This is a genomic window from Brucella pseudogrignonensis (assembly GCF_032190615.1).
GTDB lineage: Bacteria > Pseudomonadota > Alphaproteobacteria > Rhizobiales > Rhizobiaceae > Brucella > Brucella pseudogrignonensis_B.
The window spans coordinates 759,986-775,051 of record NZ_JAVLAT010000002.1 but is presented as its reverse complement, the minus strand read 5'-3'; the positions used below and the strand labels follow the sequence as shown (position 1 = coordinate 775,051).

The window sequence follows — 15,066 nt, the reverse complement described above, 5'->3', positions numbered from 1 at the left end:
CAAGCCCTAAACATCTTAAATTGGAACAAAATGAACACAGATGAGCAGATCGCCACGGAAACCAGAGCGAACATTTGTTCTGAAAATCGGCAATTTCTTGTGGTTGCTGACATCCTCTTTTTTTGACCTGATTGGGGTCTGCGTGGGAAAACTCCGCGCCATGGGCTGTCGTTCGCATAATATCAAATATTAAAATCGTCGAGCACTTGAAAAATATGTCACATCACAAAGCGAAAATACTGGTTTGAATCCTTTAAAGCGTCTAGCGATTTCAAAAGATTGCAGATAATCCCTTCTCGATAAACATCTCAAGAGGGGGCTATGTCTTATTTCCCGAAATGGCGTCTAGCCAACGACAGCACCGTATTGCCCGACGAGCGTCTTCCAACCGCGGCAGCGGTTCCGATGGGCATTCAGCATTTGCTGGCTATGTCCGGTTCCACAATCGTTGCACCGCTGCTCATGGGTTTTGACCCAAATGTAGCAGTCTTCTTTTCCGGCATCGGAACACTATTATTCTTCGTGATGACCGGCGGGCGTGTTCCAAGCTATCTCGGTTCTTCCTTTGCATTCATCGCTGTGGTTATTACAGTCACCGGCTATGCTGGCAGTGGCCCGAATCCAAATATCGCACTGGCACTTGGCGGCATCATCGCCTGCGGAGCGCTTTACGCGGTGATTGGTCTGATCGTTATGGCTGTTGGCACAGGCTGGGTGGAAAAACTCATGCCTCCGGCGGTTACTGGCGCGATTGGCGTTGCCATTGGTCTGAACCTCGCACCTGTGGCTGTTGGCCAACTTAAAGGTTCAGGCGCACATATGACAATTGCGTTGCTGACCGTGCTTTGCATGGCGATGATTTCCGCCTATGGATCGCTCGCAACCAAGCGCATCGCCGTATTGCTGGCGCTGTTGTTTGGCTATTGCCTTGTGCTGATTTTTGGTAACGGGTTTGGCTTTGTTCCGGGCATTGATTTCTCGGCTGTTGCCACTGCACCCTGGTTTGGCCTCCCAGCTTTTACGGCACCTGTTTTTACATGGCCTGCAGTCACGCTGATCGCGCCTATTGCCATCGTTCTTGTTGCTGAAAATCTCGGCCATATCAAAGCACTTGGCTCAATTACCGGCCAAAACATGGATCGTTATATCGGTCGCGGTTTTCTCGGTGATGGTATTGCCACCATGATTTCAGGTTCCGGCGGCGGCACAGGCGTGACCACCTATGCGGAAAACATTGGCGTCATGGCAATGACGAAAGTCTATTCGACACTGATCTTTGTGATCGCCGCGATTGTGGCCATTGCACTTGGGATGTCACCAAAGTTTGGCGCAATCCTGCAAACCATTCCCGCGCCTGTTCTTGCCGGTCTTGCCGTATCGGTATTTGGTCTTATTGCTTCGGCAATGGCCCGTATCTGGGTGGTCAACAAGGTCAATTTTGCTGATCCACGCAATCTTTTTACCGTTGGCGTTGCGCTAATTTTTGGCGCAGGTGACTTCACAGTTAACATCGGAAGCTTTGCACTTGGTGGTATTGGTACATCAACCTTTGCCGCTCTTATTATGTATCAGTTGCTGAGCATTGGGCGTAAAAGCGACGACGTACAATAAAAAATGTCGCGCAAAACCACGAAGGTTTTGCGCGACACGCCCCCACCCGCACCCAGCCGCCTTACTTTTTCTTAAGCGCGGCGGGTCCCAGATGATACGATATCGAGATATACGGCCAGCACCAAAATGCTGCCCTTGATAATCTGCTGCCAGAATGTATCGACGCCCAGCATCGACATGCCATTGTCGAGGCTCGACATGATGAGCGCGCCGACCAGTGCACCGATCACCGAGCCGACACCGCCACGCATCGACGTTCCACCAATAAAGCAAGACGCGATAGCATCAAGTTCGCCACCAAAACCCGCTGACGGCGTACCCGCTGCAAGACGCGCTGTGGTGGTAAGGCCAGCCACAGCCGCCATCAGCCCCATCAGCGCAAACACAGCCATCTTGACGAAGTTAACATTGACGCCCGAAAACCGCGTTGCTTCCAGATTGGAGCCGACCGCATAAATGTGGCGCCCAAAGACTGTCTGCCGTGAGATAATGGTGAAAACACCAAGGATAACAAGCAACACGAGAACCGGAAATGGAACGCCCTGATAGCTGTTCAGGACGAGAATAAAGCCGAGAATGAGTATGCCCGTTCCAACCAAACGCGCAATTTCCATAGCTGGCGAAAGCATTTGCAGATTGTGCTTGCGCTTGCTGGCGCGCGTGCGCAGCGTGATCAATATGAGCACAGCGAACAAGGCCATAGCGCAGACATTGCCAAACCATTCTGGTAAATAGCCCTGCCCCAGATATTTAAAGTCTGACGATATTGGCGCGATGGTAACGCCGCCCATAATGCCAAGCACGATCCCGCGGAAAACCAGCTGTCCGCCCAGTGTGACGATAAAGGATGGAATGCCAAGATAGGCCGTCAGCCAACCGTTAAAGCCACCCAAAATCACGCCTAGAACAAGCACAGTGCTGATTGTCGCCCATAAAGGCCAGCCATAGATGACATCGAGCACCGCCGCGACGCCTCCCAGAAGGCCGAGCAAAGCCCCGACAGACAAGTCGATTTCACCCGCCACGATGACGAACACCATGGCTGAGGCCAACATGCCGGTAATCGCCATCTGACGCAGAAGATTTGAGAAGTTACGCGCCGTCAAAAACTGCGACCGACCCATTTCTGGATCATAAGTCATGACCGCAAAGAATGCCCAGATCAAAGCGACGACAATGAGCAGCGCCACGATCTTATATTCTGATAAAAATTTTCTGAGGCTTTTGCCTGTCAACGTCATGTCATGCACCGGTTAGATTAGTTGCGGTTCAATGTTCAAAAAACTAGGCCGCATTGGTTGCAGGCTTGCCAATTGCTGCGGCAAGAACCCTCTCTTGGGTGAGATTTTCATTTGGGAAATCACCCCGCAATTTGCCCTCGCCAATGACGAGAACACGATCACTAATGCCAAGCACCTCTGGCATTTCCGACGACACCATCAAAATTGCCACGCCTTGCTTTGCGAGTGCGAATATCAGCTTGTAGATTTCATACTTTGCACCGACATCGACGCCGCGTGTCGGCTCATCAAGAATAAGCACCTTCGGATCAGGCAGCATCATTTTAGAGAGAACTGCCTTTTGCTGATTGCCGCCCGATAGAGACGCAATTGCCAGCATCGGATCGGCGGTCTTCACTTTCAGACGCAGAATTTCGCGCTGAATCGTTGCAAGTTCCGCTTCCTTGTCGATGAGACCACGCAGTGAGAAGCGATCAAGCACGGAAATCGTCATATTATGACCGACCGGCATGATCGGCAAAATGCCGTCGCGTTTGCGGTCTTCCGGCACCATACAAATGCCCTGCTGCACCGCGTCACGCGGCGTGCGGATTTTGATTTCTTTGCCTTCCAGAAAAATCTGCCCCTGATGCACACCGGGCCAGACGCCAAATAGACTCGAGACAAGTTCCGTACGCCCTGCGCCCACAAGACCTGCGATGCCAAGAATTTCACCGCGCCTTAATTCGAAAGAAACATCATCGACCACTTTGCGATCGGGGTTTGTAACACCCCAGCAGCTTACATTGCGCGCTTCAAAAACCACTTCGCCAATGTCATGCGGCTCACGCGGGAAAAGGTTTTTCATTTCACGACCGACCATCATCGTGATGATATCCGGTGTCTTGAGTTCTGCCATCGGGCGCGTCGCAATATGTGCGCCATCGCGAATAACAGTCACCGTGTCAGAAATTTCGGCCACTTCATCAAGCTTGTGCGAGATGTAGACACAAGCCATGCCTTGCGCTTTAAAATCCTTGATCAGATCAAGCAGAATGCGCGTTTCGGATGAAGTCAGCGCCGAAGTCGGCTCATCCAGAATGAGAAGCTTGGCATTTTTATTGATTGCTTTTGCAATTTCGATCAGCTGCTGCTTACCACCCGTATAGTGATAAACTGGCAGCGCGACATTGATGTCGAAGATCTTGAGGCGTGCGAGCAACTCAGTCGCCCGTGCATTCATCTGGTCATAATCAATGAAGCCGCCCGTTGTCGGCTCAGAACCCAAGAAGATGTTTTCTGCGACCGACAAATGTGGCACCATCATCAATTCCTGATGGATAATGACGATGCCAGCTTCTTCCGTATCGCGAATGCCGTTGGCTTTTAGTTCCTTGCCTTCCCAGAAAATCTCGCCCGTCCAGGTCCCATAGGGATAAACACCCGAAAGCACTTTCATAAGTGTCGATTTGCCCGCGCCGTTTTCACCGCAGAGCCCGACACATTCTCCCGTACGAACTTTCAGGTAAATTCCATCCAACGCCTTCACGCCGTTGAAATCCTTACTGATGTTTCGCATTTCCAAAAGATATTCGGACATAAATTAACGACCTTGCAGTATTTCGGGGCAGTATTTCGGACAGCAGTTTCACAACGCGAATTGACCATAGACAACGCTGTCATAGACTGGCCAACCAAGATTTGCTGAAGATCAGACGCCAAAAAGAAAAATGCCCAGCGTCTGATCTATCAACTTATTCCAAGTTCAACGAAAAGAAGCTTACTTCCCTTCGATCTGTTCCTTCGTGTAGAAGCCGTCTTTGACATAAATGTCGACATTGTCCTTCGTCACAGCAGTCGGCGTGAGAAGCAATGTATCAACTTCCTTCGAACCATTGTCGATCTTGCCGTTGAATTCGGGCTTTTCGTCCCGAACCAGCTGAACCGTCAACTTTGCAGCTTCTTCAGCAATCAGCTTGAGCGGCTTGTAAACAGTCACTGTCTGCGTGCCATCAACCAGACGTTTTACAGCGGCGAGATCGCTATCCTGGCCGGAAACTGCTGTTTTGCCCGCAAGACCCTGAGCAGCCAAAGCCTGAATTGCACCACCAGCTGTACCGTCGTTGGAAGCAACAACAGCGTCAATCTTGTTCTGGTTTGCAGTCAGTGCATTTTCCATGATCGAAAGCGCTTCAGTCGGGCTCCATTCCTTGACCCACTGCGAGCCAACAATCTTGACCTTGCCGGAATCAACCGCTTCTTTCAGCGCCTTTTCCTGACCAGCACGAAGCAACTTCGCATTGTTGTCGGTTGGAGAACCGCCCAGCAGGTAATAATTGCCTTCTGGCTTTTCCTTCAGCACGGCTTCCGCCTGCATGAAACCAACGCGTTCATTATCGAATGAAATATAAGCATCAATGTCTGCATTGAGGATCAGGCGGTCATAGGACAAAACCTTGATGCCAGAAGCCTTCGCATCGGCCACAACAGCGTCAAAAACCTTGGAATTCATAGGTACGATCACGATGGCATCAACGCCCTGCGAGATCAGATTTTCAACCTGCTTGACCTGCTTTTCTTCGTTGCCGTCAGCCGACTGAACGTTGACCTTGGCGCCCAGCTTTTCCGCTGCTGCGATGAAATAATCGCGGTCACGCGCCCAACGCTCTACTCGAAGATCATCAATAGAAAAGCCGATAACCGGATTTTCCGGCGATGCGAATGCTGGTGCAGCCCCCATTGCACCAATGCCCAAAGCTGCGGCAACCAACGCACCTGTCAAAAAATTACGACGTTTCATGCACGTTCCTCCAAACACCACCGACGCCATGTCGGCTGATACAAGACCTCGCCCCGAACGAAACCGCCCCCGGAGTTTGGTACGACAAAGCAGCCTCTATCGAGACAACTTATTTCCTATATCCGGCTGATCCTCCCAGTGGCGCTAAACGCCCAGATCACTCCAGTCGAGCCTTGCGCATCGCGCACGGCCTCTATCCTCGGCAGCAATTGATACGCAAACAAAAATGAATAGCAAGCATTTTTCTGATTTACGTACCTCATTTTTACTCCTATGTTCCGCAGCGAGGAGCGAGCATGAAACCTACCGTCCACGATATAGCCAGAACTGCGGGTGTTAGCCTCGCCACGGTTGACCGTGTGCTCAATGATCGCCCCGGTGTAAGGGACAAGACTCGCGAACGCGTTACAGAAGCGATGAATGCACTTGGCTATGTACGAGATGTAAGTGCTGCTAATCTCGCACGCGGAAGGTTGTATCAGTTCGATTTCATTTTGCCGGATAATGAAAACACCTTCATGCTAAGCCTTCGGGCAGAAATTGAGGCTGCAAAAGAACGCGGTCCGTCCGAGCGTGTCTTAATCAACCTGATTCCTGTTCCAGCATTTGACGAGGCTGCACTTGTAAAGGCCCTCAATGAAAGCGCTATCCGTAAACCTGATGGGGTCGCATTTGTAGCGGTAAACACCAATCCGGTTCGTAGCGCTTGCGCGAAATTAACAGAACTTGGCATTCATGTGGTGACGCTCGTTTCTGATCTGGGTGACTCGTCACGCGCGCATTATGTCGGCATAGATAACGGCGCTGCGGGGCGCACTGCGGCGCGTCTGCTTGGGCTTTTTGCCAGCGGAACCGATGGCGCTATTGCCGTCATTGCAGGTTCGCTGAAAGTGCGTGACCATCAGGAGCGCTTTGAAGGTTTCAAACACTCTATGGAAACTGACTTTCCGGGTCGGGAAATTTTACCCGTTCTTGAAGGCTTTGACGAAAGCGCACGCGTCGAAAAACTGGTCCGTGAGCTGCTCAATAAGCGCAGTGACATTGCCGGTATTTATAGCCTCGGCGCGGGTAATAATGGCCTGGTACAGGCACTCGATGCCCATCGCGGCCCTCGCCCTCTCGTTGTTGCCCATGAGCGGGACGACGTGACATCACAGGCGCTGGAAGAAGGCCTTATCCATGCCGTTCTGGCACAAGATGCAGGGCATGAAATTCGCAGTGCCATCCGTGTTCTCAAAGCGACAGCGGACCGCCTTTCCATCGTGCCGGGACAGGAACACATTCGCATCGAAATCTTTCTTAAAGACAACCTGCCCCAGCCCTATTGAGGCTTGGGGCATAGCGCAATTCGACTGGAGCAAACATGTATCTCGGGCTTGATCTTGGAACATCAGGCGTCAAAGCGCTGCTGATTGATGACAATCAGGCCGTCATAGGCTCTGCCCATGGCGAACTTGACGTCTCTCGCCCACATCCTGGGTGGAGCGAACAGGATCCCGCACAATGGATCAAGGCTTGCGAAACAGCCATTGATGGTCTTCGGGCTGCACATCCAAAAGAGTTTGCAGCCGTAGCAGGGATTGGTCTTTCAGGCCAGATGCATGGCGCAACTTTGCTCGATGAAAAGGATCAGGTGCTACGCCCATGTATTCTTTGGAACGATACGCGTAGCTATAAAGAAGCCGCCGAACTCGACGCTGATCCAGCGTTCCGTGCAATCACCGGTAACATCGTTTTCCCCGGCTTTACGGCGCCTAAACTCGTTTGGGTCGCGCGCAATGAACCGGATATTTTCGCACGCACGCGCAAAGTGCTTTTGCCAAAGGATTATCTGCGTCTCTGGCTTACCGGCGAATATGTATCCGATATGTCGGATTCGGCTGGCACGAGCTGGCTCGACACCGGTGCACGTAAATGGTCGCAGGAACTGCTCGCCAAGACTGGCCTCGCTGAAAGTCACATGCCAGCGCTTGCGGAAGGCAGCGACGCAACCGGAAATTTGCGTGCTGAACTGACGGCTCATTGGGGGCTCTCAACCGCTCCGGTTGTTGCAGGCGGAGCGGGGGACAATGCTGCATCCGCTTGCGGCATGGGAACAGTGCAGCCCGGTCATGCCTTCGTGTCGCTGGGCACATCGGGCGTCTTGTTTGCTGCCAATGGTGCTTATCAGCCAAAGCCTGAAAGTGCCGTCCACGCCTTCTGCCATGCACTTCCCGATACATGGCATCAGATGGGTGTGATCCTGTCGGCTGCGAGTGCGCTCGATTGGTTCTCGCGTATCACTGGCACCAGCGCACATCAACTGGATGCAGAACTTGGCAGCACACTCAATGCCCCGGGAAGCACGACCTTCCTGCCTTATCTTTCCGGCGAGCGCACACCTTATAATGACGCTAAAATTCGTGGTGTCTTCAGCGGTCTCGACCATGAGACCGATCGCAAAGCAATGACGCAGGCAGTCCTTGAAGGTGTGGCTTTTGCCATCCGCGATAATCTTGTGGCACTGCAATCAGCTGGAACTGAGATCAAATCGCTGATCGCGGTCGGTGGCGGTTCAAGGTCTGCCTATTGGCTCAAATCCATAGCAACAGCATTGAATGTCCCAATTTCACTGCCTGAAGAAGGAGACTTTGGCGCAGCTTTTGGGGCCGCACGTCTCGGGCTGATTGCTGCAAGCGGTGCTGATCCTTTTGCGATCTGCACCCCCCCGCGCACGGCCCTCACCATCGAACCTGAACAGGCGCTGCTTTCATCTTATGACGAAGCTTATCAGCGCTATCACGCACTTTATCCCGCGTTGCGCCCTCTCGCATAAGAGCGCGCGCATTTTATCCATCATCTTAATCGGAGGAATATGATGAGCACCGGATTTTTCGGAGACATCCAGAAAATACGTTACGAAGGCCCAGACAGCGATAATCCACTGGCGTTCCGCCACTATAACCCAGACGAAATCGTCATGGGCAAGCGTCTGGAAGATCATCTGCGTTTCGCTGTCGCCTATTGGCACAGCTTTGCATGGGAAGGCGGAGACCCGTTCGGCGGACGCACTTTCGACCGCCCTTGGTACAAGGATGGTCTTGAAGCTGCAAAGCTAAAAGCCGATGTTGCGTTTGAATTTTTCTCGCTGCTCGGCGCGCCATTTTATTGCTTCCATGATGCCGATGTTCGTCCGGAGGGCGACAACTTCGCTGAGAACACAAAGAACCTCGAAGCCATCGTCGACATTTTCGAGCGGAAGCAGGCTGAAACCGGCATCAAGCTTTTGTGGGGCACGGCGAACCTCTTCTCACATCGCCGTTATATGTCCGGTGCTGCGACCAATCCTGATCCGGAAGTCTTTGCTTTTGCAGCCGCCACCGTCAAAACCTGTCTTGACGCTACGAAACGTCTTGGTGGCGACAATTACGTGCTTTGGGGCGGCCGTGAAGGTTATGAAACTCTTCTCAACACCGACCTGACACGCGAACTCGACAATATGGGACGCTTCCTCAACCTCGTGGTCGAATACAAGCACAAGATCGGCTTCAAGGGAACAATCCTGATCGAACCAAAACCCCAGGAGCCAACAAAGCATCAATACGATTATGATGTTGCCACGGTTTATGGCTTCCTCAAGCGCTATGGTCTTGAGAATGAGGTGAAGGTCAATATCGAACAGGGCCACGCAATTCTCGCCGGTCATTCGTTCGAGCATGAACTGGCACTGGCCCGCAGCCTCGGCATTCTTGGCTCCATCGACATGAACCGCAATGATTATCAATCTGGCTGGGACACAGACCAATTCCCGAACAATGTACCAGAAATGGCGCTTGCCTATTATCAGGTTCTGCTCGACGGTGGCTTCAAAAATGGCGGCACTAATTTTGATGCCAAACTACGTCGTCAGTCACTTGATCCGCAGGATCTGCTGATCGGCCATATTGGCGGTATGGATTGCTGTGCACGTGGCCTCAAGGCTGCTGCTCGCATGATTGAAGACGGCGCGCTGACCAAGCCATTGGATGAACGCTACGCTGGCTGGTCTGGCGATTTCGGCAAAAAGCTCGCCACCAGCCTTTCGTTGGAGCAAATCGCGTCAGAAGTCGAAACAAAAAATATCAACCCGCAGCCAAAATCTGGCCGTCAGGAGTATCTGGAAAACGTCGTTAACCGCTACGTTTGATAAGCCCAGTAAAAAAACCCCGCTCACCGAGCGGGGTTTTTATTTCTAGTTTAATGCAACATCATGCGGCTTTCGGCAGGCTGCAAACCGATCAAGATTCTGATCATAGGCGGATGTTTTAACCGCCATCATGCCAAGTACCGTATGAAATAAATTGTCATGTGAAGACGGCTCAGCAGTTGTTTTGCGCAAGCAATCAAGATTCAACCCCGTATCGGCGGCATAATCCGGCGAAAACCACGTGATAAACGGAATATGGGTCTGCTGCGATGGCGCAATAAAATAGGGTGCCGCGTGAAGATAGAGACCATTTTCACCGAGCGATTCGCCGTGATCAGACATATAAATCATCGAAGATGCAAATTTGTCCTGATGTGCTTTCAGGAGATCGATAACTTCAGACAAAATATGATCCGTGTAAAGAATGGAGTTGTCGTAGGCGTTTACGATTTCCTCATGCGAGCATTTGGCAAAGTCATTTGAGCGACAGTCTGGCTGAAAACCCGCATAGTCCGCCGTGTAACGACGATAATAGGCTGGGCCATGGCTACCCGTCATATGCAAAACAATAGTCGCATTGTCTGTTGTTTCATTCAGTTGTTTCGACAGATTATCGATCAAAATCTGATCAAGACATTCACCGCCCTCGCAATAGCGCTTGTCGTGTGAAGCCTGCAACTCAACCAGCTTGATGCGCTCGGCAACGCCCTTACTGCCAGTATTATTCTCATACCAACTCGTTTGCACGCCCGCATGTTTGAGAACGTCCATCAGGTTTTCTGAGCCGCGGAACTTCGTGTTGGAATAATCCTCACGCGTGAAAGGCGAAAACATGCACGGCACCGAAACGGAGGTTTCGGTGCCACAGCTTGATGTATCTGTAAAAGCAATAACATCGCGCTTCTTCAATTCTGGATTGGTTTCACGCGCATATCCATTCAGGCTGAAATTCTCGGCACGCGCTGTTTCGCCGACCACGACAACGGTCACCAGCTTTTTGCCTGCTGGCAGCTGCGTAAGCGTCTGCTTGGCATCCAAACCCAATGGCTCCATTACGATATCGCGATTTTTATATACGTGTGAAACATACTGAATTGTGCTCGCGATAGGTGTGCTTGGCATTATCTTCTGCATAATATCAGTGCCGTGTTCGCGGAACATGGAGGAATAGGCCGCATAATTCGAACCGATTATCACAACAGATACGATCACACAGCTTAGGATAACGCCGGTATTCACAAGCAACTTGGAGAGTATCGGGCGATGTTTTACCCGTACCCAAGCGATCAGCAGCGAAGGCACAATACCAAATAATGTCATATGCCAGAGATAGCTTGAGGTAAGCAGCGCACCAGATTCTGCCTGCGTCGTCGTAAGCGCCGCCTCGACAACGTATTTGTCAATAATCGTACCAAACGTGTCTGTGAAATAGGAGCCACCCGCTGCAATCATCACAAAAAAGATCAGCATTGGCTTGATGATATATTTTGCTGAAAAAAGAACAAATAATGCAACATAAAGCAAAAGCAGAACGACAGCGATCCCCGCAAGTCTAAACGGGGCATCAGCATAATAAGTGCTGATCGCATACCAAAATGAGGTATTTGTAAAGATAAGAACATAGAGCGCCGTTAAAAGACACAATGGTCCGCTGGCGATTGTGGGACGAAACTTCTGCATGGCACGCTTTCGAAATTTTTGAACACGCACGCCTAAGAAGAGCAACCAGCAACGAGGGTCGGCTTTTTTTCAGGCCCGTTTGCGCCAGACATGAAATCAAGATGGCTTTTCTGCGGCGAAACAATTTGAAAGGTAAGAGGAACTAAACACCCAAACAAAAACGCCGCCGAAGACGGCGACGCTTCTAGTTTAATCTCTCACGGTATCAGAGACTAACCCATCCTCCGTTTTTATTGGACGAACGCACACAAGCATCGATAAATGATACGCCCCTCACCCCGTCATCAACGGTTGGATAAATGACCGCACTATCAACCTTCGCATTGTCACGTCGCGCCTGAATTGCATTCGCAGCTTCCGTATAGATCGTTGCAAAAGCTTCGAGATAACCCTCCGGGTGCCCAGCCGGGATTCGTGTAACACGCGCTGCCGCATCGCCCGCGCCTGCTCCACCGCGAGTGATAAGACGTTTCTGATCACCAAATGGCGTAAACCACAGTCGGTTCGGGTCTTCCTGAGCCCATTCAATCCCGCCCTTGGTGCCATAGACGCGCAAACGCAGTGCGTTTTCATTACCCGGCGCGACTTGACTGCACCAGAGCATACCCTTGGCACCACCAGCGAAACGCAGCATCACATGCGCATTGTCATCAAGACGGCGTCCCGGAACAAAGCTGTCAAGATCAGCTGCTAAGCTTTCAAGTGTGAGGTCAGTCACAAAGGATGCAAGGTTAAAGGCATGGGTGCCAATATCACCCGTTGCTCCGCCAAGACCCGATTGTGCCGGATCAGTACGCCAGACAGCGCCCTTGGCGCCAGTTTCTTCAACCGCTTCCGTAAGCCAGTCTTGCGCATATTCGACCTGCACCACACGCAGATCGCCAAGCTCGCCATTGGCGATCATTTCGCGCGCCTGTCGCACCATCGGATAGCCAGTGTAATTATGGGTGAGCACAAACAATGCGCCACTCTCATCAGCGACTTTCTTAAGCTTCTTCGCATCAGCTAAGGTCGAAGTCAGTGGCTTATCACAGATCACATGAATGCCACGGCGCAGAAACTCCTTCGCGGCATCATAATGCACATGGTTCGGCGTCACGATGGCCACCGCTTCAATGCCACTTTTAAGACGCGCTTCGCGGATCGCCATTTCTTTATAGCTCGAATAAATGCGGTCTTCCGCAAGTCCCAGCTCACGCCCCGAAGCCTGCGCTTTTTCCGCAGAAGACGAAAGCGCACCTGCCACCAGTTCAAAACGGTTGTCGAGCCGCGACGCCATGCGATGGACGCCACCGATGAAAGCGCCCGCTCCGCCACCAACCATACCCAAACGGATACGCGGATTGGCTGTTTCTTTGGTCTTTGCTTCAATGCTCATCGTGGTTCCTCCGAGCGCACTCGATCTAGTTTCCTCAGATCGGCGCTCTCACTTGTTATTTTATCGCGTATCTCGTCCGAAAATCGCTAGGCACGTTTCGGGATACGCCTTACAATCCCAGCATACGTCGATTGGCAGCATCATCTGTGCCGCCGGCAGCGAAATCGTCAAACGCCTTTTCGGTCACACGAATGATATGGTGCTTCACAAACTCGGCACCCTCACGCGCACCGTCTTCGGGGTGTTTCAACGCGCATTCCCATTCGACAACAGCCCAGCCGTCAAAGTCATTGGCTGCCATTTTCGAGAACACAGCACCAAAATCGACCTGACCATCACCAAGTGAGCGGAAGCGACCCGCGCGATTAACCCAGCCTTGATAACCGCCATAAACGCCCTGACGCCCGGTCGGGTTAAACTCGGCATCCTTGACGTGGAACATCTTGATACGGTCTTTGTAGATGTCGATATTGTCGAGGTAATCCAGACATTGCAGCACGTAATGCGATGGATCATAGAGCATGTTTGCGCGCGGATGGTTCTTAACCCGCTCCAGAAACATCTCATACGTCACGCCATCATGCAGGTCCTCGCCCGGATGGATTTCGTAGCAGATATCCACGCCGTGCTCATCCGCATGATCAAGAATTGGTAACCAGCGACGCGCCAGTTCATCAAAAGCCGTTTCAACAAGGCCGGCGGGACGCTGCGGCCACGGATAGATGAACGGCCAAGCCAACGCGCCTGAGAAGGTTGCATGCGCGCCAATGCCAAGATTGCGCGAAGCGCGGATTGCCATTTTGACCTGCTCAACCGCCCATGCCTGACGCGCTCTGGGATTGCCGCGCACTTCTGGCACCGCAAAACCATCAAACGCCTCGTCATAAGCCGGGTGCACGGCGACAAGCTGGCCTTGCAAATGCGTCGAAAGCTCGGTGACTTCAACGCCGTTTTCACGCGCAACACCGGCGAATTCATCACAATAATCTTTAGATTCGGCGGCTTTTTTCAGATCGATCAACTGGCTTGCCCATGTCGGCACCTGCACACCGGCATAGCCCTTCTCTGCAGCCCATTTGGTAATGCCGTCCCATGTATTGAATGGCGCTTCATCGCCTGCAAACTGCCCGAGAAAAATCCCGGGGCCTTTGATCGTTTTCATCAAAAGTCCTCCAATTAAAACTCAAACTCATATCGGGATAATGCAAATACGCGCCCGACAAAGCGGGCGCGTATTCAGATATCAGAACGGAGAATCCGGGAAGTAGAACTGCTCAGCATTGTCCTTTGTGATCAGTGTTGCGTCGAGGATATATTCGCCGCTGACGGGGATCTGATCATAGAAGTGGCCAGCAGCCAGTTCCATCGCAGTTGAAACCATTGCAGGTGGATAAAGCACATCAACCGGCATCAGCTTGTCGCCATCCATGACCTTCTTGATCATGTCCTTTGAACCAGCGCCACCGATAACATACTGAATGTCGTCGCGATTGGCCTGTTTGATGGCTTCGAGAACACCAACAGCCATATCGTCATCCTGACACCAGACGACATCTATCTTCGGATACTTGGTCAGGAAATCCTGCATCACGCGGAAAGCATCATCCCGGTTCCAGTTGCCATACTGGCGATCAAGAACCTTGACGTTTGAGCCTGCGATACCTTTGTCAAAACCATCCTGACGCTGCTGGTCAATGGGAATAGGCATACCGCGAATAACAACGACCTGAGCATCTGGTGTGTTCTTGGCGATGTATTCACCAGCCACCTGACCAAGAGCCGGATTGTTACCAGCAATATAAAGATCGCGGATCGAGTTATCATTGTTGCTTGGAGCGCGATCAACAAGCGCTACAAAAGTACCCTTATCCTTGATCTCCTTGATCGCGTTAACAAGCGGATCAGGATCGGTCGGCAATACGACCAGTCCATCAAGTCCCTGGACGGCCAAATCCTGCAAAGCGTTCGCCTGGCTGGCGGCATCGGGCGATGTCTTGACGATCACATTGAGGCCCGGATGCTCCTGCATCAGAAGCTTCGCAACACGTTCGGCATGATAGACGACGCCGGCTGTCCAGCCATGGTCAGCAGCCGGGATCGATACGCCGATTGTCACCTTTTTATCCTGCGCGCTTGCCGCGCCGGTAAATGCCAAAGCGCCAGCCGCCAAAGCAGCAAAGGCAAACCCTAAGAATTTTCCTCGCATTAATTC

11 protein-coding genes are annotated in these 15,066 nt (G+C 51.8%); 4 read left to right on the top strand and 7 right to left on the bottom strand.

The window, feature by feature from the left end; translation table 11 throughout:
• The first annotated feature begins 321 nt into the window (after positions 1–321).
• Complete coding sequence (locus RI570_RS14945) at positions 322–1,611, top strand: solute carrier family 23 protein (RefSeq protein ID WP_313829352.1); 1,290 nt, start codon at positions 322–324, stop codon at positions 1,609–1,611.
• A 71-nt stretch (positions 1,612–1,682) separates the two neighbouring features.
• On the opposite strand, the gene RI570_RS14940 is transcribed toward RI570_RS14945, so the two are convergent.
• The 3 genes from RI570_RS14940 to xylF all read right to left on the bottom strand — a co-directional run bounded on the left by RI570_RS14940 (position 1,683) and on the right by xylF (position 5,631).
• On the bottom strand, positions 1,683–2,852 hold the full coding sequence (locus tag RI570_RS14940) for a sugar ABC transporter permease (protein ID WP_313829351.1): 1,170 nt from the start codon (positions 2,850–2,852) through the stop codon (positions 1,683–1,685).
• Positions 2,853–2,895: 43 nt separating this feature from the next.
• Positions 2,896–4,431, bottom strand: a complete 1,536-nt coding sequence (locus tag RI570_RS14935; protein ID WP_313829349.1) for a xylose ABC transporter ATP-binding protein — start codon at positions 4,429–4,431, stop codon at positions 2,896–2,898.
• A 180-nt stretch (positions 4,432–4,611) separates the two neighbouring features.
• Entirely contained in the window at positions 4,612–5,631 is a 1,020-nt protein-coding gene (gene xylF, locus RI570_RS14930; protein ID WP_313829347.1) for a D-xylose ABC transporter substrate-binding protein, read from the bottom strand.
• Between the two features lie 296 nt (positions 5,632–5,927).
• Here xylF and RI570_RS14925 point away from each other — a divergent pair, with 296 nt between their 5' ends.
• Genes RI570_RS14925 through xylA form a run of 3 tightly spaced genes read left to right on the top strand, consistent with a single transcriptional unit; the run spans position 5,928 to position 9,796 of the window.
• Positions 5,928–6,959 carry a substrate-binding domain-containing protein gene (locus RI570_RS14925; RefSeq protein ID WP_313829346.1) on the top strand — a complete coding sequence of 344 codons (1,032 nt, stop codon included), beginning with the start codon at positions 5,928–5,930 and terminating at the stop codon, positions 6,957–6,959.
• A 35-nt stretch (positions 6,960–6,994) separates the two neighbouring features.
• A complete protein-coding gene (gene xylB, locus RI570_RS14920) occupies positions 6,995–8,446 on the top strand; it encodes a xylulokinase (RefSeq protein ID WP_313829344.1) in 1,452 nt (483 codons plus the stop codon).
• A 42-nt stretch (positions 8,447–8,488) separates the two neighbouring features.
• Positions 8,489–9,796, top strand: a complete 1,308-nt coding sequence (gene xylA / locus RI570_RS14915) for a xylose isomerase (RefSeq protein ID WP_313829343.1) — start codon at positions 8,489–8,491, stop codon at positions 9,794–9,796.
• A 45-nt stretch (positions 9,797–9,841) separates the two neighbouring features.
• Here the strand turns inward: xylA and RI570_RS14910 are convergent, their stop codons facing one another.
• From RI570_RS14910 to RI570_RS14895, 4 genes are all read right to left on the bottom strand, one after another.
• Positions 9,842–11,476, bottom strand: coding sequence for a phosphoethanolamine--lipid A transferase (locus RI570_RS14910; RefSeq protein WP_313829342.1), 1,635 nt, complete (start codon positions 11,474–11,476; stop codon positions 9,842–9,844).
• 205 nt (positions 11,477–11,681) lie between these two features.
• Entirely contained in the window at positions 11,682–12,854 is a 1,173-nt protein-coding gene (locus tag RI570_RS14905; protein WP_313829341.1) for a Gfo/Idh/MocA family oxidoreductase, read from the bottom strand.
• A 109-nt stretch (positions 12,855–12,963) separates the two neighbouring features.
• On the bottom strand, positions 12,964–14,016 hold the full coding sequence (locus tag RI570_RS14900; RefSeq protein WP_313829340.1) for a sugar phosphate isomerase/epimerase: 1,053 nt from the start codon (positions 14,014–14,016) through the stop codon (positions 12,964–12,966).
• A gap of 81 nt (positions 14,017–14,097) precedes the next feature.
• Complete coding sequence (locus RI570_RS14895) at positions 14,098–15,060, bottom strand: substrate-binding domain-containing protein (protein ID WP_313829339.1); 963 nt, start codon at positions 15,058–15,060, stop codon at positions 14,098–14,100.
• Between the last annotated feature and the right edge of the window lie 6 nt (positions 15,061–15,066).

Excerpts from the sequence above, each read along its gene's own strand:
- RI570_RS14945 (WP_313829352.1), top strand. The coding sequence starts at position 322 with ATGTCTTATTTCCCGAAATGGCGTCTAGCCAACGACAGCACCGTATTG.
- RI570_RS14940 (WP_313829351.1), bottom strand. The coding sequence starts at position 2,852 with ATGACGTTGACAGGCAAAAGCCTCAGAAAATTTTTATCAGAATATAAG.
- RI570_RS14935 (WP_313829349.1), bottom strand. The coding sequence starts at position 4,431 with ATGTCCGAATATCTTTTGGAAATGCGAAACATCAGTAAGGATTTCAAC.
- xylF (WP_313829347.1), bottom strand. The coding sequence starts at position 5,631 with ATGAAACGTCGTAATTTTTTGACAGGTGCGTTGGTTGCCGCAGCTTTG.
- RI570_RS14925 (WP_313829346.1), top strand. The coding sequence starts at position 5,928 with ATGAAACCTACCGTCCACGATATAGCCAGAACTGCGGGTGTTAGCCTC.
- xylB (WP_313829344.1), top strand. The coding sequence starts at position 6,995 with ATGTATCTCGGGCTTGATCTTGGAACATCAGGCGTCAAAGCGCTGCTG.
- xylA (WP_313829343.1), top strand. The coding sequence starts at position 8,489 with ATGAGCACCGGATTTTTCGGAGACATCCAGAAAATACGTTACGAAGGC.
- RI570_RS14910 (WP_313829342.1), bottom strand. The coding sequence starts at position 11,476 with ATGCAGAAGTTTCGTCCCACAATCGCCAGCGGACCATTGTGTCTTTTA.
- RI570_RS14905 (WP_313829341.1), bottom strand. The coding sequence starts at position 12,854 with ATGAGCATTGAAGCAAAGACCAAAGAAACAGCCAATCCGCGTATCCGT.
- RI570_RS14900 (WP_313829340.1), bottom strand. The coding sequence starts at position 14,016 with ATGAAAACGATCAAAGGCCCCGGGATTTTTCTCGGGCAGTTTGCAGGC.
- RI570_RS14895 (WP_313829339.1), bottom strand. The coding sequence starts at position 15,060 with ATGCGAGGAAAATTCTTAGGGTTTGCCTTTGCTGCTTTGGCGGCTGGC.